This window comes from Micromonospora sp. NPDC057141 (assembly GCF_042670805.1).
Classification (GTDB): domain Bacteria; phylum Actinomycetota; class Actinomycetes; order Mycobacteriales; family Micromonosporaceae; genus Micromonospora.
Genome location: NZ_JBHUVA010000015.1, coordinates 1 through 23,742 on the forward strand (window position 1 = coordinate 1; position 23,742 = coordinate 23,742).

General features: G+C 73.2%; 18 protein-coding genes and 1 tRNA gene. 7 read left to right on the forward strand and 12 right to left on the reverse strand.

What is annotated here, in order from left to right; translation table 11 throughout:
* Positions 1–43 precede the first annotated feature (43 nt).
* The 9 genes from rho to argS all read right to left on the reverse strand — a co-directional run bounded on the left by rho (position 44) and on the right by argS (position 14,794).
* Positions 44–2,116, reverse strand: a complete 2,073-nt coding sequence (gene rho / locus ACFT41_RS11570) for a transcription termination factor Rho (protein ID WP_377587685.1) — start codon at positions 2,114–2,116, stop codon at positions 44–46.
* Between the two features lie 295 nt (positions 2,117–2,411).
* Entirely contained in the window at positions 2,412–3,365 is a 954-nt protein-coding gene (thrB, locus tag ACFT41_RS11575) for a homoserine kinase (RefSeq protein ID WP_377587684.1), read from the reverse strand.
* Between the two features lie 167 nt (positions 3,366–3,532).
* A complete protein-coding gene (locus ACFT41_RS11580) occupies positions 3,533–4,774 on the reverse strand; it encodes an MFS transporter (protein ID WP_377587683.1) in 1,242 nt (413 codons plus the stop codon).
* Between the two features lie 11 nt (positions 4,775–4,785).
* Positions 4,786–5,607 carry a polysaccharide deacetylase family protein gene (locus ACFT41_RS11585; RefSeq protein WP_377587682.1) on the reverse strand — a complete coding sequence of 274 codons (822 nt, stop codon included), beginning with the start codon at positions 5,605–5,607 and terminating at the stop codon, positions 4,786–4,788.
* A gap of 158 nt (positions 5,608–5,765) precedes the next feature.
* Positions 5,766–9,011: an efflux RND transporter permease subunit gene (locus tag ACFT41_RS11590; RefSeq protein WP_377587681.1), complete on the reverse strand. Its 3,246-nt coding sequence runs from the start codon at positions 9,009–9,011 to the stop codon at positions 5,766–5,768.
* Between the two features lie 162 nt (positions 9,012–9,173).
* Positions 9,174–10,223, reverse strand: coding sequence for a threonine synthase (gene thrC / locus ACFT41_RS11595; RefSeq protein WP_043966016.1), 1,050 nt, complete (start codon positions 10,221–10,223; stop codon positions 9,174–9,176).
* 141 nt (positions 10,224–10,364) lie between these two features.
* Entirely contained in the window at positions 10,365–11,672 is a 1,308-nt protein-coding gene (locus tag ACFT41_RS11600) for a homoserine dehydrogenase (protein WP_377587689.1), read from the reverse strand.
* An 8-nt stretch (positions 11,673–11,680) separates the two neighbouring features.
* Positions 11,681–13,066 carry a diaminopimelate decarboxylase gene (gene lysA, locus ACFT41_RS11605; protein WP_377587680.1) on the reverse strand — a complete coding sequence of 462 codons (1,386 nt, stop codon included), beginning with the start codon at positions 13,064–13,066 and terminating at the stop codon, positions 11,681–11,683.
* 57 nt (positions 13,067–13,123) lie between these two features.
* A complete protein-coding gene (gene argS, locus ACFT41_RS11610; protein ID WP_377587679.1) occupies positions 13,124–14,794 on the reverse strand; it encodes an arginine--tRNA ligase in 1,671 nt (556 codons plus the stop codon).
* Positions 14,795–14,894: 100 nt separating this feature from the next.
* Between argS and ACFT41_RS11615 the strand changes: the two genes are divergently transcribed.
* The 7 genes from ACFT41_RS11615 to ACFT41_RS11645 all read left to right on the forward strand — a co-directional run bounded on the left by ACFT41_RS11615 (position 14,895) and on the right by ACFT41_RS11645 (position 19,893).
* Entirely contained in the window at positions 14,895–15,710 is an 816-nt protein-coding gene (locus ACFT41_RS11615; protein WP_377587678.1) for a DUF3105 domain-containing protein, read from the forward strand.
* A 34-nt stretch (positions 15,711–15,744) separates the two neighbouring features.
* Entirely contained in the window at positions 15,745–16,425 is a 681-nt protein-coding gene (locus tag ACFT41_RS11620) for a DUF305 domain-containing protein (RefSeq protein ID WP_377587677.1), read from the forward strand.
* Between the two features lie 180 nt (positions 16,426–16,605).
* Positions 16,606–17,298, forward strand: a complete 693-nt coding sequence (locus ACFT41_RS11625) for a winged helix-turn-helix domain-containing protein (RefSeq protein WP_377587688.1) — start codon at positions 16,606–16,608, stop codon at positions 17,296–17,298.
* Positions 17,299–17,364: 66 nt separating this feature from the next.
* A tRNA-Arg gene (locus tag ACFT41_RS11630) sits at positions 17,365–17,436 on the forward strand.
* 198 nt (positions 17,437–17,634) lie between these two features.
* Positions 17,635–17,955, forward strand: coding sequence for a hypothetical protein (locus tag ACFT41_RS11635; protein WP_377587676.1), 321 nt, complete (start codon positions 17,635–17,637; stop codon positions 17,953–17,955).
* Positions 17,952–18,812, forward strand: a complete 861-nt coding sequence (locus tag ACFT41_RS11640; protein ID WP_377587675.1) for an RNA polymerase sigma factor — start codon at positions 17,952–17,954, stop codon at positions 18,810–18,812. The genes ACFT41_RS11635 and ACFT41_RS11640 overlap by 4 nt, the downstream gene beginning before the upstream one ends.
* The gene (locus ACFT41_RS11645) at positions 18,805–19,893 is read left to right on the forward strand and encodes a DNA alkylation repair protein (protein WP_377587674.1); all 1,089 of its coding nucleotides are present in this window, start codon (positions 18,805–18,807) and stop codon (positions 19,891–19,893) included. Before ACFT41_RS11640 ends, ACFT41_RS11645 begins: the two co-directional genes overlap by 8 nt.
* A 79-nt stretch (positions 19,894–19,972) precedes the next feature.
* On the opposite strand, the gene ACFT41_RS11650 is transcribed toward ACFT41_RS11645, so the two are convergent.
* The 3 genes from ACFT41_RS11650 to ACFT41_RS11660 form a co-directional block, all read right to left on the reverse strand.
* Positions 19,973–21,553: a carbohydrate-binding protein gene (locus ACFT41_RS11650; RefSeq protein WP_377587673.1), complete on the reverse strand. Its 1,581-nt coding sequence runs from the start codon at positions 21,551–21,553 to the stop codon at positions 19,973–19,975.
* Between the two features lie 179 nt (positions 21,554–21,732).
* Positions 21,733–22,698, reverse strand: a complete 966-nt coding sequence (ligD, locus tag ACFT41_RS11655; RefSeq protein ID WP_377587672.1) for a non-homologous end-joining DNA ligase — start codon at positions 22,696–22,698, stop codon at positions 21,733–21,735.
* A gap of 114 nt (positions 22,699–22,812) precedes the next feature.
* Positions 22,813–23,595: an isocitrate lyase/phosphoenolpyruvate mutase family protein gene (locus tag ACFT41_RS11660; RefSeq protein WP_377587671.1), complete on the reverse strand. Its 783-nt coding sequence runs from the start codon at positions 23,593–23,595 to the stop codon at positions 22,813–22,815.
* Positions 23,596–23,742: the final 147 nt, after the last annotated feature.

The window sequence follows — 23,742 nt, forward strand, 5'->3', positions numbered from 1 at the left end:
GCACGGCCGTGAGCGGCCGTGCCCTTCCGCGCCTGCTACCGGATCACTCGCCCGGTGTGGACTTCGCGATCTGCATCAGGAACTCGATGTTGGTGCGGGACTGCTTGAGCCGGTCCAGCAGCAGGTCCAGCGCCGCCTGTGAGTCCAGCGAGTGCAGGACCTTGCGGAGCTTGTGGATGATGGCCAGCTCCTCCGGCGCGAGCAGGACCTCCTCCTTACGCGTGCCGGACGGGTTGATGTCGATGGCCGGGAAGGTGCGCTTGTCGGCGATCTTCCGGTCCAGCTTCAGCTCCGCGTTGCCGGTGCCCTTGAACTCCTCGAAGATGACCGTGTCCGCCATGGAACCGGTCTCCACCAGCGCGGTGGCGAGGATGGTCAGCGAGCCACCGTTCTCGATGTTGCGGGCCGCACCCAGGAAGCGCTTCGGCGGGTAGAGCGCGGTGGAGTCGATACCACCCGACATGATCCGGCCGGAGGCCGGCGCCGCCAGGTTGTACGACCGGCCGAGCCGGGTCACCGAGTCGAGCAGCACGACCACGTCGTGCCCCAGCTCGACCAGCCGCTTCGCCCGCTCGATCGCCAGCTCCGCCACCGTCGTGTGGTCCTGCGGCGGCCGGTCGAACGTGGCCGCGATGACCTCGCCCTTCACCGACCGCTGCATGTCGGTGACCTCTTCGGGCCGCTCGTCGACCAGCACCACCATCAGGTGGCACTCCGGGTTGTTGCGGGTGATGGCGTTCGCGATCGCCTGGAGCACCATCGTCTTGCCGGCCTTCGGCGGCGAGACGATCAGCGCCCGCTGGCCCTTGCCGATCGGCATGACCAGGTCGATCACCCGCGTCGTCAGGATGTGCGGCTCGGTCTCCAGCCGCAGCCGCTCCTGCGGATAGAGCGGGGTCAGCTTGTAGAACTCGGGCCGCCGCCGCGCCTCGTCCGGCTCCATCCCGTTGATCGTGTCGAGCCGTACCAGCGGGTTGTACTTGTCCCGCCGCTGCTCGCCGTCGCGGGCCGCCCGCACCGCGCCGGTGATCGCGTCACCGCGGCGCAGGCCGTACTTCTTGATCTGGGACATCGAGACGTAGACGTCGTTCGGGCCGGCCAGGTAGCCGGTGGTCCGGACGAAGGCGTAGTTGTCGAGCACGTCGATGATGCCGGCGACCGGGACGAGCACGTCGTCCTCGCCCACCTGCGGCTCGCGACCGCCGCTGCCACCACCGGCGGTGGCGGCGTCGCCCTCGCCGCGCTCGCCACGGCCCCGACGACGGTCCCGGAAGCGGCTGCGCCGGCCCCGCCGGCCACCGCTCTCGTCGTCGTCGTCGCCGTTGTCCCGCTCGGCGCGCTGACCCCGGTCGCTGCGGTCGTTGCGGTCACCACGGTCGACCCGCTCGTTGCGGTCGGCCCGCTCGGCCCGATCGCCCCGCTCGTTGCGGTCACCACCGCGGTCGGTGCGGTCGGTGCGCTCCGTGCGGTCGGTGCGCTCGGCCCGGTCGCCACGGTCGGCCCGCTCACCGCGCTCGGGCCGGTCCGCCTGATCCCGGCCGCCCCGCTCCCGGCGGCCCTCGGCCCGCTCGGCGGGCTCGGCGGCGGGGACGGTGGCGGTGGCGGTCGGCGGCTCCTCGGCCCGGGTCTCCGCCGGCCGGGTCTCCGCCGCAGCGGGCCGGGACTCGGCGGGCCGGGACTCGGCGGGCCGGGACTCGGCGGGCCGGGACTCGGCCGCCGCGACGGCCCGGCTGCGCCGGGTCCGGGTCCGGCCCTCGGCCGGGGCGGCGGCCGGCTCGGCCGGCGCCCGGTTCTGGTCGGCACCCGACGGGGCCTGGGTGACCTCGGCGCGCACCTCCTCGCGGGCAGGAGCGGCGGCGGCCGCCGCGGCCTCGGCCCGTGGTCGAGGGGTCCCGGCGGCGGCGCCGCCCTGCCGCTCGGAGATCGCGCTGATCAGCTCGCCCTTGCGCATGCGAGCCGTACCGGAGATGCCGAGCGACGCGGCCAGGCTCTGGAGCTCCGGCAGCAGCATCGCCGACAGGCCGGTGCCGCTACGCCGACGACGGGTGGGGGCAGCGGCGGTGGCATCGCCAGCGACGTTGGAAACATCCGACGTCACGTCGGTGGTGTCGCTCAATGGATTCCTTCCCTCGATAGGCCGGGACTGCCCGGAGTCGACAAGCAGGTGGCCGGGCGGCCTCGGTGCACCCGCCTCGCATGACGCGTCGCGGGAGACTGTGACACAGCAGCCGGTCGGTTTCCCGACTCACCAACCTCGGTGAGCAGGTCTCGCCGTCTGCGGCGACCTGCGGAAACTGCGGTGCGGCGTGGGCCTTAGGCAGGGGTGACGGGCTGACCGCCGAGAGCTTCGGGGGTGCGCCGACCCGCAGGAGGATCGCATGCTTCGCGGCTGTGCTAAGTCTAGAGCGTAATCAACTCTTCCGACCTGCGGCAACAGGGTCCCGCTCGGCGTGTTTCAGTGTACCCCGTGCGACACGCGCTCCGCGGCTGTCTATACCCATCGGCCAGACCTGCCAACCGGCCCCCGGCGCGAAAAGTTCCGAGGGCTCGGTCAGCGCCAGCACGGTGGGCCCGGCCCCACTGATCACGGCCGCCACACCGGCCGCACGCAGCGCGCCCACCAGGGCGGACGAGTCCGGCATTCCGGCGGCCCGGTAGTCCTGGTGCAACCGGTCGACCGTGGCGGGCAGCAGCAGCGCCGGCTCGGCGGTCAGGGCGTGCACCAGCAGCGCCGCCCGGCCGGCGTTGAGCGCGGCGTCGCCGTGCGGGACGGCCGCCGGCAACGCGGCCCTGGCCACGGCGGTCAGCCCGCGCTCAGCGGGCACGAAGACGATCGGACGCACCCCCTCGGCCACAGCCAGCGACACCGCCCGGGCACCGGTCGGCTCCGTCCAGGCGATCGTGAAGCCGCCGAGCAGGCAGGGCGCGACGTTGTCGGGGTGCCCCTCGATCTCGGCCGCCAGCCGCAGCGCGCCCGCTTCGTCCAACCGGGTCGCGCCGTCGACGACCAGGGCCCGGGCCAGCTGCACGCCGGCCACGATGGCGGCCGACGAGGAGCCCAGCCCACGGGCCTGCGGGATCCGGTTGACACACTCCACCGCGAGGCCCGACGGCTGCCCGCCCAGCGCGTCGAAGGTGGCCCGCATGGCCTGGACGACCAGGTGCGCCTCGTCGTCGGGCAGCTCACCCGCGCCCTGCCCGGCCACCGTGACCCGGACGCCGTCGGGCACCACCTCGGCGGCCACGTCGTCGTGCAGACCGAGCGCCAACCCCAGCGCGTCGAACCCCGGCCCGAGGTTGGCGCTGGTGGCGGGGACCCGGACCTTCACCGGCCCGGACACGAATGTCATCGGCACGACGCTCATGCTAGGCCGCCGGGCCGACGCCGCGCCGTCCCGCCCGGCCCGTGGGACGTGCCCCCTTCGCTAGCCTGGCGGCCGACGGGTCCGCAGGAAAGGAAACGGCGTGGAGTCCCTGGGGTACGCGGCCGCGCAGACGGCCACGGAACTGCCCACCGTGCTGGTGCTGGTGATCACACCCCCGTCGGGGTGGGCTCGGCGACCGGGTCGGTCAGCGACAGCCGCCGGGTGGCGACCCGCCAGCCGAGCGCGTAGACCAGGGTGACCAGGCCGCAGCCGGCCAGCACCACCCGCTCGTCGACCAGGTCCACCACCCCGGCCACCACGAGCTGGCTCACCGAGATGGCGAGTGTGGCCAGCATCATGTCGGTGGCGAAGACCCGCCCGCGCAGCCGGTCCGGCACCTCGCCCTGGAGGGCGAAGTTCGACATCACCCAGTTGCTCCCGCCCGCGAAGTGCGCCACGAACACCAGCGCCAGCACCAGCGGGAACCAGTTCGCCACCGACGTGCCCAGGTAGGCCAGGCCGTACAGCGACATCGACAGCGCGAGGCCGGGCAGCAGCCAGGCGCGGTTGGTCAGCACCCGCCGCATCAGGATCGGTCCGACCAGCGCGCCCGCGCCGCGTACGGCGAAGAGCAGGCCAGCGCCGATCGCGCCCACCCCGTACACGCCGGCGAGCAGCGGGAAGACGGTCAGCACGCCGTTGCCCAGGCCGACCGCCGACTTCACCGTGACCAGGCCGAGCACCCGGGGCCGGTGCCCGATGTAGCCGAGGGCCTCCCGGATCGCCGCCCAGGTGCGCTGCGCGGGCACGGCCACGTCGCGCGGGGCCTGCAAGGGGCGGCGGATCAGCGCGGCCAGGCCCGCCGCCAGCACCAGGCCGCCGGCGGCCACCCAGAAGCAGGCGTACGGCCCGGCGACGGCGCTGAGCACGCCGCCCAGCGACGCGCCGACGACGGTCATGGTGCCCCAGGCCGAGCCGGCGATCGCGTTGCCGGCGGCCAGGTCCTCGGGGTCGAGAACGTTGGGCAGGGCGGCCTGGGCGGCCGGCGAGTAGAACGCCTTCGCCACCGCCACCACGGCGATCGCCACCATCGCCAGCCAGGCCGTCCCCGCACCCCGGACGCCGAGCAGCAGCAGCACGCCGAGCAGCGCGGCGACGTTGGCCGCCATCATGATCTTCTTGCGGTCGAACCGGTCCGCGATCGTACCCGTGTACGGCAGCAGCAGCGCCACCACGCCGGTGTCCAGGGCGAGCACGAGCGCGCCCCAGACCCCGCTGCCGGTCAGCTTCGGCAGCAGGACGAGCAGCGGCACCATGACGAACCAGTCCGCGCCGAAGACCACCAGCTCGGCCAGGAAGAGGTTGCGGAAACTGCGGTTGCGGACCAGGACCGAGAGGGTGGGGGACACGTACGGGAAGCCTACCCGCCGGGCTGCGGCGTGCCCGCCTGCCGCAGCAGCTCGGAGACGGTGACGAAGGTGAATCCCCGGTCCCGCAGCCCGGTGATCATGTCGGGCAGGCCACGCAGGGCGACCAGCCGGCGGGCGTCCCCGACGTCGTGGGCGAGCAGGATGGCACCCGGCTGCACCCCGGCCACGACCCGCCGGGCGTGGCCGGCCGGGTCGTCCGGAAACCGCCCCTCGGCCATCTGGAAGGACCAGAGCACGAGCCGGTAGTCCAGCCGGGCGGCGGCGTGCAGCACCGCGCCACCGAGGTGCCCGTACGGGGGGCGGAGCAGCCGGGGGGCGACCCCGACGGCCTCGGCGATCGCGTCGTGCGCCCGGCTCAGGTCGTCGTGGACCTCGGTGGCGTCGCGCCGGGCCAGGTCGTGGTGCGCCCAGCTGTGGTTGCCCACCTCGTGCCGGTCGAGCCGGCCGCGCAGCAGGCCCGCGTGCTGCCGGACGCGCTGCCCGACCAGGAAGAACGTGGCCGGCACGGCGTGCCGCTCCAGGGTGTCGAGCACCATCGGGGTCCACTGTGGGCGGGGGCCGTCGTCGAAGGTGAGTGCCACCAGCTGCCGACCGGTGCGGGCCGCCCAGACGACCGACACCTCGCCGTCGCCGACCTGCTGGAGGTCGCCGCCCACGGTGGCGCTGGCCGGGCCGCCGGCCAGCGGCAGCCGCCGGTCGGCGATCCAGGTGGTCCGGGTGGTGACGCCGGCCCCGACGAGCGCGCCCCCGGCGAGCAGCCCGGCGCGGCGCAGCACGGTGCGCCGCCCCCACCGGCCAGCGCCGTCCGCCATGGCCCGCCCTCGCGCAACAGCAGGTCACCCGGCGCGACCCGACACCGTCAGTATGCGACTCCTGACTCACCGTACCTGGTCGGATACGCGACGCGGCCGAACGCGCAACGCCCCCGCCGGAAAGTAGAACCCGGCGGGGGCGTTCGCGGTCGCGGCGGCTACTCGGCCGGCGGCGGCAGCGGCGACTGCCGGCTCTTCGGCAGGCGCAGCACCTCGAACTGGTCGGTGCCGTCCACCAGGGCCGCCGACGGCGCGGGCCGAGCGGGAGCGGCCGGCGCGGCGGCCGGCACGGGCTCGTCGCCCGGCGTCGGGCCGTCGCCGGTGGGCTCCGCCTCCGGTACGCCCCGGCGGCGCTGCCGGCGGGCCCGCACCGACTCCTTGGTGTTCTCCACCATCGTGTACAGGGTCGGGACCAGGATCAGGGTGAGCAGGGTGGAGCTGAGCAGGCCACCGATCACCACGATCGCCAGCGGCTTGGAGATGAAGCCGCCCTCCCCGGTCAGGCCGAACGCCATCGGCAGCAGCGCGAAGATCGTCGCGACGGCGGTCATCAGGATCGGGCGCAGCCGGCGCCGGCCGCCCTCGACCACCGCCTCACCGACCCCCATGCCCTGCGCCCGGTACTGGTTGATCAGGTCCAGCAGCACGATCGCGTTGGTCACCACGATGCCGACCAGCATCAGCACGCCGATCAGCGCCGGCACGCCCAGCGGGGTGCCGGTGGCCAGCAGCAGGCCGATCGCGCCGGTCGCCGCGAACGGGACCGAGATCAGCAGGATCAGCGCCTGGGTGAGGCTGCGGAACGTCGCCACCATGATCAGGAAGACGATCGCGATGGCCGCGAGCACGGCCAGCCCCAGGTCGGCGAACGCCTCCGCCTGATCGGCGCTGACACCGCCGACGCTGACGGTCGCGCCGGGAACGTCGATGGCGTCCAGCTTCTTCTGCAACTCCTCGGTGGTCGCGCCGAGGTTGGCGCCGGTCGCCGTGCCGGTGACCGTGACGCTGCGCTCCCCGTCGATGCGGGTCACCTGCTGCGGCCCCTCGGCCTGGGTGATGTCGGCGATGTCGTCCAGCTCGACCGGGCCGATACGCAGCGCCCGCAGCTCCTCCACCGTCACCGGCGGCTGCGCGCCGGAGCGCAGCACCACGTCCTGCTGGCCGCTGTCGAGGGTGACCTGCCCCAGCGGGGTGCCCCGGTAGACCTGGGCGACGAGCTGCCCGACGGCCGCCTCGGTGAGCCCCGCCCGCGCCGCGGCCAGCCGGTCGACGGTCACGTCCACCCGCGGCACCCGCTCGGCCAGGCTGGTCGAGACGTCCTCGACGTCGGCCGTGCCGGCCATCGCGGCCCGCGCCTGCTCGGCCGCCCGGGCCAGCACCTCGGTGTCGGCCGCCTGCACGACGACCTCCAGCTGGTTGGTCGACCCGCCGCCCTGGTCCCCGCCGAAGCTCACCTCGCCGATGGCGGCGCCGAGGGAGTCGAACTCGCGGCGCAGCGCCCGCTTCACCTCGGCCACGTCGGTCTCGCCGTCGAGCGCCACGGAGAAGGTGGCGACGTTGTTGCCGCCGCCACCCCCCCACGGCTGGTCGCTGCCCCCGGCGCTGACCTGGTAGGTCTCGACGCCCTCGGCCCGGTCGAGCACCGACTCGACCTGGCGGGCCGCCCGGTCGGTGGCGACCAGCCCGCCGCCCGCCGGGAGCTGCTGGGTGATGGTCAGGGTGTCCTGCCCGGAGTCGTCCAGGAAGTTGGTCTTGAGCGCGCTGGACAGGACGAACGTGCCGAGCAGCACCAGCAGCCCCAGCCCGACGGTGATCCAGCGGGTCCGCCGGCTGCCGGTGGCGAACCCGATCACCGGCAGGTAGCCCCGCTGCAACGGGCTGCGCAGCTCCTTCTCCTCGGCGGCCCGGCGCGCGGCGGCGGCGTCGACCCCCTTCGGCTTGAGGAACCAGTACGCCAGCACCGGGATCACCGTGAGTGAGACCAGCAGCGAGGCGAGCAGAGCCACCGTCACGGTGATCGCGAACGGCGCGAAGAGCTGCCCGACGAAGCCGCCGACCAGCGCGATCGGGGTGAAGACAGCGACCGTGGTCAGCGTGGACGCGGTCACCGCGCCGGAGACCTCGCGGACGGCGGTGAGGATCGCCGACCGCTTCGGCTCGCCGTACTCCAGGTGGCGTTTGATGTTCTCCAGCACCACGATCGAGTCGTCGACCACCCGGCCGACCGCGATGGTCAACGCGCCGAGGGTGAGCAGGTTGAGCGAGTAGTCGCCGGCCCAGAGCGCGATGAGCGCCACCAGCACCGACAGCGGGATCGACACGGCGGTGACCACGGTCGAGCGCACCGACAGCAGGAAGACCAGGATTACCACGACCGCCATGACCAGGCCCAGCAGGCCCTCGGTGGTGAGGCTCTCGATGGACTTCTCCACGAACGGGGCCTGGTCGAACACGACGGTCAGGTCCGCGCCGGAGGCCGAACGCAGGTCGGCGAGGCGGTCGCGGATCTCGTGGGAGATCTCGACGGCGTTGCCGTCCGGCGCGGCCGTGACGAGGATGCCGAGGCTGTCCCGGCCGTTGGTGCGGGTGAACGAGGTGGCCGGGGCGAGCTGCTGCTCCACGGCCGCCACGTCGCCGAGCTTCACCGGGGTCGCCTTCGGCGCGGTGGAGGTGAGCACGATGCCCTTGAGGTCGTCGACGGAGCGGATCGGCGTACCCACCTGGACGGTGAGGGCCCGCGACCCGTCCCTGACCGCGCCGGCCGGCACGGCGACGCCGTTGGTCTTCAGGGCCGTGCCGATCGCGGTCGGCGCGAGCTTCGCGGCGGCCAGCTTCGCCGGGTCGGGGGTGACCGTGACGACCTGGTCGCGGGTGCCGGTCACGGCGACGGTGCGGATCCCGTCGATCGCCTCCAGCTCGGGCACCACCGTGTCGCGCAGCCGGTCGGCCAGCGCCCGCTCGTCGCCGCCGCCGGACGCGGCGATCACCACGGCCGGAAGGTCGTCGGTGGAGCCGGTGAGGACCTGCGGGTCGACGCCCTCGGGGAGCTGGCTGTCGATCCGGTTGAGCGCGGTCTCCATCTTGTTGACCACGTTGTCCAGGTCGGTGCCGAAGGTGAACTCCACCTGGACGGTGGCCGAGCCCTCGCGGGAGGTGGAGGTGACCTTCTCCAGCCCGGGGATGCCCTGGATGCTGTTCTCGATCGGCTCGGTGACCTGCGACTCGACGATCTCGGGCGCGGCACCGGGGTAGACCGCCACGACGAACGCGCCCGGGAACTCCAGCGACGGCAGGAGTTGCTGCTTCAACGACGGCACGGCGAACAGACCGAACAGCGTCGTGACCACGGCGATGAGGGCGACCAGCCCTCGGTTGGCGAGGCTGAATCTGGCGAGCAGCGACATCGGCGTGGCTCACTCCTGAGAAGAGAAGGGCGGGACAGCTCGGCAACGAAGAGTGTGCCCGACCCGATCTCCCCCGCCGGGCCAGGGGGTCACGCCACCCGGCCCGGCGGCCCGCCGCGCCCGTCGCCGCGCGCGGCCCAGCAGGCCGGGGCGGACGAGGGCTCAGGCCAGGTCGAGGGAGCGGGCGGCGGCGAGGGCGTCGTTGCCGATGGTGATCGGGGCGGGGGCCGTGGAGATCGCCCACTCCGGGTCCTTCAGGCCGTGGCCGGTGACCGTGCAGACGACCGTCGAGCCGGCCGGGACCTTGCCGGCGGCGGCCTGCTGGAGCAGCCCGGCGACGCTGGCCGCGCTGCCCAGCTCGACGAACGCGCCGACCTCGCGGGCCAGCAGCCGGTAGGCGGCCAGGATCTCCCGGTCGCTGACCGCGGCGATCAGGCCGCCGGAGGCGTCCCGGGCGTCGACGGCCTTCGTCCAGCTCGCCGGGTTGCCGATCCGGATCGCGGTGGCGATGGTCGACGGCTCGTGCACCACCTGACCGGTGACGATCGGGGCGGCACCGGCGGCCTGGAAGCCGTACATCTTCGGGGCCTTCGTGGCGTTGCCGTCGCGCAGGTCCTCCGAGTAGCCCATCCAGTAGGCGGAGATGTTGCCCGCGTTGCCGACCGGCAGGCAGTGGATGTCGGGCGCGTCGCCGAGCGCCTCGACGATCTCGAACGCGGCCGTCTTCTGCCCGTGCAGCCGGTCCGGGTTGACCGAGTTGACCAGCGCGACCGGGTAGTCCTGGGCGAGCTTGGCGGCCAGCGCCAGGCAGTCGTCGAAGTTGCCGGTGACCTGGAGCAGCCGCGCGCCGTGCACCAGCGCCTGGGCCAGCTTGCCCAGCGCGATCTTGCCCTGCGGCACCAGCACGGCGCAGGTGATCCCGGCGCGGGCCGCGTACGCCGCGGCGGAGGCGCTGGTGTTGCCGGTCGAGGCGCAGATGATCGCCTTGTCGCCGTGCTCGACGGCCTTGGAGACCGCGAGGGTCATGCCCCGGTCCTTGAACGAGCCGGTCGGGTTGGCCCCCTCGACCTTGAGGTAGACGTCGCAGCCGAGCCGGGCGGAGAGCACCGGCGCGGGCAGCAGCGGGGTGTTCCCCTCGTGCAGGGTGACGACCGGGGTGGCGTCGGTGACCGGCAACCGGTCCCGGTACGTCTCGATCAGACCCCGCCACATGTCGCTCTCCTCACCTCTACCGCCCTGCCGACAGGCCGGGCGTCCCCAGCGTGGACCAGCCTCGCCGACCGGCGCACGCCGCACCTGAGCGTAACCACCAGGCGAGACGCGAACGCGCCCCCGACCCACCGGCCTCCGCCGTCAGGCCCCGCCCTCGACCCGCAGCACGCTCGCCACCGACCGCACGATGTCCAGCCCGCGCAGCTCCCCCACGGTGGCGGCAAGCGCGGCGTCGCGCGCCACGTGGGTGACGATGACCAGCTCGGCGTCGCCGGAGCCGGCCGGGCCGTCCGCCGAGCCCTGCCGGACGGTGGCGATGGAGACGTCGTGCCGGGCGAACACCCCGGCCACCGCCGCCAGCACGCCGGGACGGTCGGCCACGTCGAGGCTGATGTGGTAGCGCGTCAGGGCCTCCCCCATCGGCCGCACCGCGAGGTCCGCGTACGCCGACTCGCTGGGCGCGCGCACCCCGGCGAGCCGGTTGCGGGCCACCGCCACCACGTCGCCGAGCACGGCGCTGGCGGTCGGCGCGCCGCCCGCGCCCCGGCCGTAGAACATGAGCTGCCCGGCCGCCTCGGCCTCGACGAAGACCGCGTTGAACGCGTCGCCGACACTGGCCAGCGGGTGGGTCAGGGGGATCATCGCCGGGTGCACCCGCACGCTGACCGTCTCCCGGCCGGCGGCGTCGCGGCCCCGGGCGGCGATGCAGAGCAGCTTGATCGTGCAGCCCATCGCCTTGGCGCTGGCGACGTCGGCCGCGGTGACCTCGGTGATCCCCTCGCGGTGCACGTCGGCGGCGGTGACCCGGGTGTGGAACGCCAGCGAGGCGAGGATGGCCGCCTTGGCCGCCGCGTCGAAGCCCTCCACGTCGGCCGTCGGGTCGGCCTCCGCGTAGCCCAGCTCGGTGGCCTCCTCCAGGGCCTCGGCGAAACCGGCACCGGTGGCGTCCATGGCGGAGAGGATGAAGTTGGTGGTGCCGTTGACGATGCCGGTGACCCGGTTGACCCGGTCGCCGTGCAGCGAGTCGCGCAGCGGGCGCAGTAGCGGGATGGCCCCGGCGACCGACGCCTCGTAGTAGAGGTCGGCACCGCCCTCGGCCGCCGCGTCGTGCAGGGCCGCGCCGTCCTCGGCGAGCAGCGCCTTGTTGGCGGTGACCACGCTCTTGCCGGCCCGCAGCGCCTCGACGAGCCAGCCCCGGGCCGGTTCGATCCCGCCGACGACCTCGATCACCACGTCGACGTCGTCCCGCTTGATCAGGCCGAGCGGGTCGGTGGTGAACAGCGCCTCGTCGACCGGCAGGCCGCCCCGGTCCCGGCCGAGCCGGCGCACGGCGATGCCGGCGATCTCCAGGGGGGCGCCGATGCGGGCCGCGAGGTCGGCCGACTGCTCGTGCAGCAGCCGTACCACCTCGCTGCCGACCGTTCCGCAGCCGAGCAGCGCCAAGCGCACAGGTGAGGTCATCCGACGTCCAATGCGAGCAGGTCCTCTTCCGTCTCCCGCCGGACGATCAGTCGCGCCCGGCCGGCGCGCACCGCCACCACCGCAGGGCGGGGCACGTGGTTGTAGTTGCTGGCCATGCTCCGGCAGTAGGCACCCGTCCCGGGCACCGCGACAAGATCTCCGGCCTGCACGTCAGCGGGCAGGAATTCATCCTTCACCACGATGTCCCCGGACTCACAGTGCTTTCCCACCACGCGGGCGAGCAGCGGCTCGGCGGCCGAGGCCCGGGAGGCCAGCGTCGCCGAGTACGACGCGTCGTAGAGCGCGGTGCGGATGTTGTCGCTCATCCCCCCGTCCACGCTCACGTACGTGCGGATGCCGTCGACGTCCTTGACCGTGCCGACCTCGTAGAGCGTGAACATCGCCGGGCCGACGATGGCCCGGCCGGGCTCGATGGACAGGCGCGGCACTGCCAGCCGCTCGGCGGCGCACTCCCCGTCGACGATCTTGCGCAGCCGCTTGGCCAGCTCCTGCGGGGTCGCCGGGTCGTCCTGCGTCGTGTACGCGATGCCGAAGCCGCCGCCGAGGTCCAGCTCGGGCAGCTCGACGCCCCGGGCGTCGCGGATCTGCGCCTGAAGGGCGAGCACCCGCCGGGCGGAGACCTCGAACCCGCTGGCGTCGAAGATCTGCGAGCCGATGTGCGAGTGCAGGCCGCGCAGGTCGAGCACGCCGGAGTCGATGACCTTGAACGCGGCGGCGGCAGCGGCCCCGCCGGCCAGGGAGAAGCCGAACTTCTGGTCCTCGTGGGCGGTGGCGATGAACTCGTGGGTGTGCGCCTCCACACCGACGGTGACCCGGATCAGCACGCCGGGGCGGACCCCGCGCTCGCGGGCCAGCGCGGTGAGCCGGTCGATCTCGGTGAACGAGTCGAGGACGATCCGCCCCACCCCCGCGTCCAGCGCCCGGGTCAGCTCCGCCACCGACTTGTTGTTGCCGTGGAAGCCGATCCGCTCCGCCGGCATCCCGGCCGACAGCGCGGTGGCCAGCTCGCCGCCGGTGCAGACGTCGAGGAACAGGCCCTCCTCGGCGATCATCCGCACCACGGCCCGGCACAGGAACGCCTTGCCCGCATAGTAGACGTCGGCGTCGGGAAATGCCGCCCGGAAGTCGCGGCAGCGCGAGCGCAGGTCGTCCTCGTCCAAGACGTACACCGGGGTGCCGAACTCGGCCGCGATCTCGCGGACGCCGAGCCCGCCGACGGCGAGCGCGCCGTCGGCCGCCCGGGTCACCGTGCGCGACCAGAGCTGCGGCACCAGGGCGTTGACGTCGACCGGGGTACGCAGCCACCCCGGCTCCCGGCTGCCGATGTCGCCGTGCATCGCGCCGGCCTCGTGTGCGCGCATCAGCGGTCTCCGCTTCGCGACTGCGGGGCTCGCAAGCTCACTCCTCGCGCTCGCATGTCACATCCTCTCGGGGGCGGACACGCCGAGCAGGCGCAGCCCGTTGGCGATCACCGTGCGGGTGGCGTCGTTGAGCCAGAGCCGGGCCCGGTTGCCGTCGCCGATCGGCTCGTCGCCGCGCGGCAGGATCCGGCAGGACGGCTCGTCGTAGAACCGGTGGTACGCCCCGGCCAGCTCCTCCAGGTACCGGGCCACCCGGTGCGGCTCGCGAAGCTCGGCGGCGGTGGCGACCACGGCGGGGAACCCGGCGAGCGCCTTGAGCAGGTCGTTCTCCTTGTCGTGGGCGAGCAGCTCGGGACGGAAATCCGCCCCGTCGCCACGGACCAGCCCGACCTCGGCGGCCTGCCGGCCCACGCTGGCGGTGCGGGCCGCGACGTACTGCACGTAGTAGACCGGGTTGTCGCGGCTGGCCCGGGTCCACAGCTCCACGTCGATGTCGATCGGCGAGTCGCTGGAGTAGCGGGCCAGCGCGTACCGGGCGGCGTCCACGCCGATCGCGTCGACCAGGTCCTCCAGGGTGACCACGGTGCCGGCCCGCTTGCTCATCCGCACCGGCTGCCCGTCACGGACCAGGTTGACGAGCTGGCCGATGAGGATCTCCAGGTTGACGGCGGGGTCGTCGCCGAAGCAGGCGGACATCGCCTTCATCCGGCCGATGTAGCCGTGGTGGTCGGCGCCCAGCATGATCACCACGCGGTCGAAGCCGCGCTCGCGCTTGTCGAGGTAGTACGCGCAGTCGGCGGCGAAGTACGTCCACTCGCCGTTGGACTTGCGCAGCACCCGGTCCTTGTCGTCGCCGAAGTCGGTGGTGCGCAGCCAGGTGGCCCCGTCGGCCTCGTAGAGGTGGCCCTGCTCGCGCAGCCGGGTCAGGGCGTGGTCCAGCTCGCCCCGGTCGTGCAGGTCCTTCTCGTTGAAGTAGGTGTCGAACTCCACCCCGAAGTCGCGCAGCGAGGACTTGATCTCCTCGAACATCAGCTGCACGCCCTCGACCCGGAACACCTCCTGCGCGACGGCGTCGCCCAGCTCCAGCACGTCGGGCCGGCGGCTGCGGACATCGGTGGCGATCTCCGCGATGTACGCGCCGCCGTAGCCGTCCTCGGGGGCGGGCTCGCCCTTCGCGGCGGCCAGCAGGGACCGGGCGAACCGGTCGATCTGGGAGCCGGCGTCGTTGAAGTAGTATTCCGTGCCCACGTCGGCGCCGGTGGCACGCAGCAGCCGGCTCAGCGCGTCGCCGACGGCGGCCCAGCGGACCCCGCCGATGTGCACCGGGCCGGTCGGGTTGGCCGAGACGAACTCCAGGTTGATCTTCTGGCCGGCGAGGGCCGCGCCGTTGCCGTACGCCGGGCCGGCCTCGACGATCGACCGGGCGAGCTGGCCGGCGGCGGCGGCGTCGAGCCGGATGTTGAGGAAGCCCGGCCCGGCGATCTCCACCGACTTGACCCCGGGGGCCCGGCCGAGCTGCTCGGCCAGCGCCGTGGCCAGCTCGCGCGGCGGCACGCCCACCTTCTTGCTCAGCTGGAGGGCGAGCGTCGAGGCGTAGTCGCCGTGCTCCGGGTTGCGCGGTCGCTCGACGGCGGTGCGCCCCGGGAGCGCGGAGCTGTCCAGGCCCCGGTCGGCGAAGACTGCGTGGGCTGCGGAGAGGACGACCTCAGCCAGTTCTGCGGGAGTCACCGAACCATGTTATCGGGGGTAGACTCGGTCACTCGGCGGCGACCCTGCGCGTGAACTCCGACCCGCCACCCACTCTGACCGACCGACCTGACGAGGCACGATGAGCATCAGCACCCCGGGCGGCCCGGAACGCCGTCCGACCGTGGTCACCACCGGCAAGAAGCCGGCGGCGGGCCGGCCGGCGCCCGGCGCCAAGGCCGGGGCCGGCAAGTCGACCGGCGACGCCCCACGCCCCGCCGCGGGTGGCAAGGGCAAGGGCCCCCGCAAGCCGATCGCACCGGTGAAGGTGAGCCAGGGCCGTTCGTGGGGCCCGATCGCGCTGTTCACCGCAGTCGGCGTGCTCGCCGTCGGCATCATCGGCTTCGGCGCCTGGTCGACGTTCCAGGGCTCGAAGCCGTGGGAGGACCGGGCCGCCGACATCAGCGGCATCGTCAACTTCCGCAAGTCCGACCCGGAGCTGGTCAAGGGCAGCAACCACCAGCAGGGCTCGGTCAAGTACGCGCAGTCCCCGCCGGTGGCCGGCCCGCACAACGCGACCTGGCAGAACTGCATGGGCAACATCTACGACGCCCCGATCGCCAACGAGCACGCGGTGCACAGCCTGGAGCACGGCGCGGTGTGGATCACCTACCGCCCGGACCTGCCGGCCGACCAGGTGGCCACGCTCAAGAGCAAGGTCGAGGGCCAGGAGAAGCTGATGCTCAGCCCGTTCGAGGGGCAGGACAAGCCGGTCTCCCTCCAGGCCTGGGGCTACCAGCTCAAGGTCGACGACGCCGACGACAGCCGGATCGACGAGTTCATCAGGACGCTGCGGGTGAACGCCTCGATCGAGGGCCCCACCGCCAACTGCGGCGAGCCGGGCATCACCGCCACCGGCACCACGCCGCGTGACGGCACCCCGATGCCCACCCAGTGATCCGGGACAGACACCGCCGAGGACGAGGACGCCGATGACCGCACCCACGACGACGGAACCCGACACGGCCGAGGTCCCGGCGACCGGGGACGACGGCGGGACGACGACCGCGCGCCGACGCTTCGGCACCCTCGCCGTCGCCGCCGCCGTCGTGGTCGGCCTCCTCCTCGGGTACGCGGGCGGCCTGCTCACGCCGGGGCTCACCCGCCCGGGTGACGCCTCAGCGGAGGCGGGCTTCGCCCGGGACATGACCACCCACCACGCCCAGGCGGTGGAGATGGGGCTGATCGCGTTCCAGCAGGGCGCCGACTCCGAGGTGGTCAGCGTCGGTGGTGACATCGCCACCGGCCAGCAGGGCGAGATCGGCACCATGCAGACGTGGCTGCGCTCCTGGGGCCTCGACCCGACGGGGTCGCAACCCCGGATGGCGTGGATGCCCGACGGCGCGGCGCTGATCAAGAACGGCCTGATGCCGGGGATGGCCACCCCGGAGCAGATGGCGAAGCTGCGGGGGACCCCCCAGGGCCGGGAGAAGGACGTCCTGTTCCTGGAGCTGATGATCCAGCACCACCTGGGCGGCGTCCACATGATCGACGGCATCCTGGACGCCAGCGACGATCCCGAGGTCGTGCGGGTGGCCCAGACGATGAAGAACACGCAGCAGACCGACCTCACCAACCTCACGGCCGCGCGCGACCGGCTCGCGAAGGGCTGACCCGCCGGGGCCACTGCACCGGAAGGCCCGCGCCCCGCCGACCTGGCGACGGCGCGGGCCTTTCCCGTACCCGCCGACGAGTCATGTCCGTTTAGAAGCCATCCGACCCTTTGGGAAGCTTGAGAGAGTTTTCTACCCACATATCGTGACCAGTTGCGATTCGGGCTCGTTGCGCAGGACGTGGGGGTTGCACTCAGAGACGCACGGCGCTCGGTCACCAGCTGGTGCCGACGCCACACCATCGGCGGTGACGGGACGGTGGCAGCCGTCCGTCGCGGACAGCGGCAGGGCGAGCCGGGAGCCCTCAGCCGCGAACAGGAACTGGAGCTGATCGACGTCCTGCGCGGCGTCCACCCCGACGAGTTCGGCCTGGACGAGGAGCTGTGGACGCGGCAGAGCCTCACCACGCTCGTCCAGCGCCGCTTCGACCCACGGGCCGACGCGGGCGCCGTCGGGGCGTACCTGCGGGCCTGGGGGTTGGGTCCACGCGAGCCACGCGAGCGCGCCTGCGGGCTCTGCGTCGGCGCGGTCGAGCGCTGGGTACGCCTGGAGTACCCGGCGATCATCCGGGCCGCCCAGGAACACCTCGCCGAGGTCTACTGGCTCGGCCGGGTACGGCTGCGCGGCACGATGCCGGCCGCCGATGTGATCTCCGCCGTGTCGTCCCGGGGCCGGGTCCGCTTCATGATCACCACGCCGTCGGTCGACCCGCCACTGCCCCGCGACTTCGTGCTGCGGCTCAGCGGGGCCGAGGAGAACCCGGTGCACCTCATCGTCGACGGCTCCTGGCCGAAGAACGAGTGGCCGCGCCGGCTGCCCCGGCGGATCGCGCTGCACCCGCTGCCCAGCTGCGGCCGGGCGATCGCGGCCTGACCCGCCGGGACCGGATACCGATTCGGCGTTCGGTGGGGACGTTTGCTAGTCTTCTCCCGTCGCTGAGCCCCCGTAGCTCAGGGGATAGAGCACCGCCCTCCGGAGGCGGGGGCGCAGGTTCGAATCCTGCCGGGGGCACTAGAGCCGACCAACACGAAAGGCCGCTGACCAGGGCGAACCCGGTCAGCGGCCTTATCGCCGTTCAGGCTGCGTTCGGCCTCACCGCCATTCCCACCAGGCGGGAGATGTCCTGCACCTCTGTCACACTTCCCCCTGTCGAGGACTCTCACTGTCCTGTCGGCTGTCCCCGGCCGGCCCCGACGTGGAGGAGCAGACATGACCAACGAGATCCAGGTCTTCCGGGCGACCATCGACCCGGCGAACGTCTCCCGGCTGTTGGAGATCAGGCCGGCGGCGCTCGCGCAGGCCCAGGCGGCGTGCCCGGTGCTGGTCCGCGCCGAGCTGGTCCGGCTCGACGAGCAAACCTGGCTGGACATCCTGACCTGGAGCGAGCCGGGCGGGGCGGCCAAGCTGATGGCGGTCGCCGGTGAGCTGCCACTGCTCGGCGAGATGCACTCGCTGCTGGGTGAGGTGCTGTCGGTGGACACCGGCGAGCTGGCCCACACCACCGACCTGACCGAGGCCCGGCAACCGTGACCGAGGTGCCCCTCAACGACCTGGCCGCCGCCGCGATCGACGGCGACCGGGTCGCGTTGACCGAGCTGGTACGGCGGGTGCAACACCCGCTGTACCAGCTTGCGTTGCAGTTCCTCGGCCACCCGCAGGATGCCCAGGACGCCACCCAGGAGATCCTCGTCCGCCTCGTCACGCGGTTGGCCACCTTCGAGGGGCGGGCCCAGTTCATGACCTGGGCTTACACGGTGGCCACCCGGGAGCTGCTGCGCACCCGCAAACGCCTCGTGGAGTCCTCCGTCCGGGGTGCGGCGCCGTTCGCCGAACTGCTCGACCGGGGCCTCGCGGCCCGCGACTTCACCACCGACGCCGCCGAGTACCGGCTGCTGTGCGAGGAGGTACGGATCAGCTGCACCTACGGCATGCTGCTGTGCCTGAGTCGACCGTTGCGGGCGGCGTATCTCCTCGGGGACGTGCTCGGCCTGACCGACATCGAGGGCGCCTCGATCTGCGACGTTACCCCGGCCGCGTTCCGGCAACGGTTGTCCCGCGCCCGGCGCACCATCCGGCACGTCGTCGACAACCGCTGCGGGCTGGTCGACCCGGCCAATCCGTGCCGCTGCGGCCGGCAGATCCAGTCCGCGCTCGACGTCGGCTACCTCGACCGTGACCGGCTCGCCCTCGCGGAACACCCGCGCCGCCCCGGCGACAGCCTCGAACGCCGCCGGCTCGACACGGTCGCCGACCAGATCGACTCCGCCGTCGCCATCGGCGAGCTCTACCGCGCCGACCGGTTCGCCGCACCGGATGAGGTGTGGGTCCAGCTCCAGCGGGCCTGCCCGGCCCTGTTCACCGACCAGTCGAGAGTTGACCATGGCTGACTTCAAGGACGAGATCTCACCGGCCATGGTCACCGCCCTGGCCGGTGAGCTGCACCGCGCCTGGGACGGCTTCCCCACCACGGCGTTCACTGCCGACGCCGCCGGGCTCGCCCCACTGGCGCTGCTGGCCCGCGTACGTCACGTCGCCGCCGCCCTGGGCCGGGCCATGCCCGGCGACTTCGCCGCCGCCGCGACGGTGCTGCACCGGGCGCTGGACTCGGCGAGCTTCACCGGCTGGATGACCCTGCCGTGCGGCTACTACGTCGCCGAGTACGGCCTCGACGCCCCCGACGTGGCGCTGCCCGCGCTGGCCGCGCTGTCGCCGCGGTTCTCCAGCGAAGGGCCGATCCGGTACTTCATCGAGCGCCATCCCCGGGCGACCTTCGACCAGTTGCGCCGCTGGGCCGCCGACCCGGACGAACACCTGCGGCGGCTGGTCTCCGAGGGCACCCGCCCGCGACTGCCCTGGGCGCCGCAGCTGCGCGGCCTCGTCGCTGACCCCACCCCCGCCGTGGCGCTGCTCGACCGGCTGCACGACGACCCGTCCGAGTACGTGCGTCGCTCGGTCGCGAACCACCTCAACGACATCAGCAGGGACCACCCCGACCTAGCCGTGTCCATCGCCCGCCGCTGGGCAGGCACCGGCGGCGACCGGACCGCCTGGGTGATCCGGCACGGCCTGCGCACCCTGGCCAAGCAGGGCCACCCCGGCGCGTTACGGCTGCTCGGCTACGACCTCGACATCCCCGTCACCCTCACCGGTCTGACCGTCACCCCGGCCAGCGTGCCGATCGGCGGCGAGGTCACCATCGCGTTCACCCTCGTCGCCGACACCACCGCCCGGGCCGTCGTGGACTACGCCGTCCATCACGCCGGTGTCCGTGGCACCCGCGCGCCGAAGGTGTTCAAACTGACCACCGTCACCCTCCAGGGCGGCCGGGCGCGGTCCGTCAGCCGCCGGCACCCGTTCCGGGAGGTCAGCGTCCGCCGGCTCCACCCCGGTCAGCACCGCATCGACATCCAGATCAACGGCCGCATCCTCGGCAGCACCGAGGTACGGCTGACCGGGCCGGGCGAGTAGCTGCTCGCAGGCTCGTCAGCCTCGGGCCGACGCCGGCCGGGGTGGGGCCGGCCACCGCCGACCCCACCCGCGCCGGCGGCTAGAAGCGGGCGCCCACGTCGGCGCCGTTGGACGGGCGCAGGAAGTTCGAGGACGGGATCGAGCCGTCGGCGGTGCGCGGCCCGGTGATCGTGCTCGGGTCGGTGCTGGCCAGCGACCAGGTGCCGCCGATGTTCCACGAGTTGCCGCTGCCGGTGGAGGTCGAGCCCAGCGACACGGCGGTGCCGTTGGCCACCGCGAGGTTCCTGGTCAGCGTGCTGCTGGACCGGTTGAAGTTGAAGCCGGTCCCGGGGTTGTCCCACGCGGTGCAGCGGTCGATCGTGTGCCGGCCGGGGTTGTTGTTGTCGATGACGCCGCCGACCGCGTTGTCCCACGTCATGCTGTTGCGCACGGTGTGGTTGGCGGCCACGCCGTTGCCGCCCAGCTTGAAACCGTTGCCGTCGCCGGTGAAGTCGGGCAGGTTCCAGCGGTTGAAGCCGTTGCCCCAGGCCAGGCTGTTCTCCAGCAGGATGGGCGACTCGAACATCCAGAAGTCCAGGCCGTCGTCGGAGTTGTTCCACAGCCGGGCGCCGCGCACCACGTTGCCGGTGCCTGAGCCCTCCTTGATGGCCAGGCCGTCGGCGCTCTCCCCGTTCTTACGGGGGTCACGGTTGCCGTACGAGTCCAGGTTGACGACCTGGTTGTTGCTCGACGCGCCCTGGATCTGGATGCCGGACTCGTAGTTGTCCCGGGTCACCAGGCGCTCGAAGACGCTGTTGTTGACGTCGAGCGCGAACACCGCGTACGGGCCGTGGATGATCTCCAGCCCGACCAGCCGCCACCAGTCGCCCTCGATGTGGACGGCGCCCCGCTCGGCACGGGGGATGCTGCCGCCCACCGGCGCCGGGGTGTGCGGCATGTTCTCGCCGTCGATGACGACCCGCTCGTTGTCGTAGTTGCGCATCGTGATCGGCTGGCTGGACGTACCGTTCTTGAGCAGCTGGATGTTGGTGCCCGGCGCGTAGGTCCCGCCGCGCAGGAAGACGGTGTGGCCGGGCTGGGCGAGGTCGACCGCGCGCTGGATGCTGCGCAGCGGGGCGCTCAGCGTGCCCGGGTTGTCGTCGTCGCCGTTGGTGGCCACGTAGAGCGCGTTCGTCGCCGGGGGCGGCGTGGTCGTGCCCGCGTCGACGTCGAGGTGGTCCACGTTGGGCAGGCCGGCCGGGACGGTCGGGTTGAGCCGGATGGTGTTGCTGCCTGCGGTCACGCTCACCGACACCGTCCTGGTCACCCAGGTGCTCCAGGCGCCGGTGCCCTCGAACGCGACGTTCTGCACGGTCGAGCCGTTGACGATCAGGTCCGCCGACCGGGCCGCCGTCGTGCCGTTGGCGAACCGGATCTGCAGCGTCGCCGCGCCCGCGGCGGCGGCGTTCACCGTGAACTGGGCGTACGCGCCTATGGCGTTGGTGGCGTTGCAGAAGCCGCTGCCGGAGTAGCCGGCCCAGTCCGCGTCGATTGTGCCGGTGCACACCGCCGGCGAGGTCTCGGCCTCGTATCGGACGGGGGCGGCCTGCGCCGCTTGGGGAAGCACGACGAACGCGCCGGCCAGCAGGCCGGTCGCGGCGATCATGGAGCTGAGGTGCATGGGGGTCTCCAGGGATCGGACGGGTCGCAGGACGGGGTGCCCGTGGATGGCCGCGCCGGCGTCGCCCGGAGACACCAGCTTCGGAAAGCGCTTTCCAAATCGAGGATGTCAAAGCGAATCGATGAAAGCAAGACTCCCCGCGCGACCCGCAGCGCCCCCGCGACCCGCCCGCCCGGCGGCTACGGTGACTGCGCGGCGCGGCGGGCCCGCGCCCGGCGCCGCCCCTCGTGCATCGCCTGCACCCGGGCGGCCGGGATGTCCCTCCCCTGCTCGACCAGGTCGGCGGGGAGGCGCTGCGGCGGCGGCAGCAGCCCCGCCCACGGGTCGCGGTCGGCGACCAGCGCGGGAACGGTCCGCACGGTGAAATCGGCGGGGGCGACCGCGCCGAGGTCGTCCCACCCCACGGGGTACGACACGGGCAGCCCTGGGCGCAGCCGAGGACTGTAGGCGGCCACCAGGCTCGCCCCGCCCGCCCGGGTCGAGTCGACGAACACCCGGCCGCCCCGGTCCTCGCGAATGAACGCGGTGGTGGCCAGCGCCGGGTCGAGCCGCTCGGCCCGGACCGCCAGGGCGCGGGTGGCGGCGGCGGCCTCCTCGGCGCTTGTCGCCTCGTCGACCGGGACGAGGACGTGCAGTCCCTTCGCCCCGCTGGTCTTGACCGCCCCGGCGAGCCCGGCGTCGGCGAGCGCCTGCCGGACCAGCCGGGCGGCGGCCACGGCCACGCCGAAGGCCGCCCCCTCCGGCGGGTCCAGGTCCAGCACCAGGTGGGTCGGGTGCCCCGGGCGGTCGACCGTGGCCAGGGTCGGGTGATACTCCACCGCGCGCTGGTTGGCGAACCACAGCAGCGTCCGCCGGTCGTCGCAGAGGGCGTACGACACGTCGCGGTGGGACGCCTCGGCCCAGACCGACGTGCGGCGTACCCAGTCCGGGGTGTACTTCGGCAGGTTCTTCTGCATGAACGGCGGCTGCCCACGCAGCACCCGCACCACCGACAGCGGCCGCCCTCTCAGCCACGGGAGCAGCCGCTCGTGGACGGCGTCGAGGTAGTCGACCAGGTCCCGCTTGCTCGCCCCGGCGTCGGGGGCGAGCGGTTGGTCGAGGTTGGTCAGCGACACCCCGGCCCGGGCCTGCTCCGCTCTGCTCATCACCCCACCCTCGCGCCCCGCCCGCCGGGAGGCAACCGGAACGGGTCCGCCGGGTTGGTCGGCGGTTAGGAAGGGGCCCTTCCTATACCGAAAGCGTCAACAGGGGGCCCTTCCTTAGGCGTACGGGTTGGTGCCGGAGCGGACGGCGTCGAGCAGGCCGGCGATCCGCGCCTGGCTGACCCGGTACGGGCCGGGACCGAAGCTGACCCGGGCCACGCCCAGCCCGGCCAACTCGGCCAGGCTCGGCCCGCCGGGCTTGAAGCCGACGTTCACCGGGGCCTCCGCGCCGGACACGAACTCCGCGATCCGGTCCGGATCGGCGAGGAAGATCGGGTAGACGCAGTCCGCGCCGGCGGCACGGTAGAGCCGCCCCCGGCGGATCGCCTCGGCGGTACGCCCGGCCGCGTCGCCGGCCTCGCGCAGGTAGAGGTCGATGCGGGCGTTGAGCACCAGCGGCACGCCGGCCGCGTCGGCCGCCGCCCGCACGGCGGCCAGCAGGTCGGCCTGCTCCTCCGCGTCGTACAACGCGCCGGTGCGCGGATCGGAGTCCTCCAGGTTGCACCCGACGACCCCGGCGGCGAGCATCCGCTCGACCAGTTCGGTGGGGCTCAAGCCGTACCCCCGTTCCAGGTCGGCGGTGACCGGGACGGGCACGGCGCGCACGATCCGGGCGACAGCGGCGAACACCTCCTCGACCGGGGTGGCCTCGCCGTCGGCGTACCCGAGGGACTCGGCGACGGCGGCGCTGCTGGTGGCGACGGCCGCGAAGCCGGCCGCGGCGACGGCCCGGGCGGAGCCGGCGTCCCAGGCGTTGGGCAGCACCAGCGGGTCGCCGGACTTGTGCAGGGCGCGCAGCGCGTCCGCGCGCTCGACGGAGGTCGATGGGTTCTCGGTCATCCCCGCATCATGACAGCCCCGGGGGCGGACCCGGTTCTTCGAGATGGCCGTGTCGTCGTCGCGGCGGCGTGGCAGTTCGCTGTGGCCAACGCCACCCGATTTCTCTGACCGATCGGTCAGGGTCTGACCGATCGGTCAGGCATGCTG

Coding starts and splice junctions, on each gene's coding strand:
- thrC (WP_043966016.1), bottom strand. CDS start 10,223: ATGTGGCGGGGTCTGATCGAGACGTACCGGGACCGGTTGCCGGTCACC.
- ACFT41_RS11660 (WP_377587671.1), bottom strand. CDS start 23,595: ATGACCGAGAACCCATCGACCTCCGTCGAGCGCGCGGACGCGCTGCGC.
- ligD (WP_377587672.1), bottom strand. CDS start 22,698: ATGAGCAGAGCGGAGCAGGCCCGGGCCGGGGTGTCGCTGACCAACCTC.
- thrB (WP_377587684.1), bottom strand. CDS start 3,365: ATGAGCGTCGTGCCGATGACATTCGTGTCCGGGCCGGTGAAGGTCCGG.
- lysA (WP_377587680.1), bottom strand. CDS start 13,066: ATGCGCGCACACGAGGCCGGCGCGATGCACGGCGACATCGGCAGCCGG.
- ACFT41_RS11650 (WP_377587673.1), bottom strand. CDS start 21,553: ATGCACCTCAGCTCCATGATCGCCGCGACCGGCCTGCTGGCCGGCGCG.
- ACFT41_RS11585 (WP_377587682.1), bottom strand. CDS start 5,607: ATGGCGGACGGCGCTGGCCGGTGGGGGCGGCGCACCGTGCTGCGCCGC.
- ACFT41_RS11635 (WP_377587676.1), top strand. CDS start 17,635: ATGACCAACGAGATCCAGGTCTTCCGGGCGACCATCGACCCGGCGAAC.
- ACFT41_RS11620 (WP_377587677.1), top strand. CDS start 15,745: ATGACCGCACCCACGACGACGGAACCCGACACGGCCGAGGTCCCGGCG.
- ACFT41_RS11615 (WP_377587678.1), top strand. CDS start 14,895: ATGAGCATCAGCACCCCGGGCGGCCCGGAACGCCGTCCGACCGTGGTC.
- ACFT41_RS11590 (WP_377587681.1), bottom strand. CDS start 9,011: ATGTCGCTGCTCGCCAGATTCAGCCTCGCCAACCGAGGGCTGGTCGCC.
- ACFT41_RS11645 (WP_377587674.1), top strand. CDS start 18,805: ATGGCTGACTTCAAGGACGAGATCTCACCGGCCATGGTCACCGCCCTG.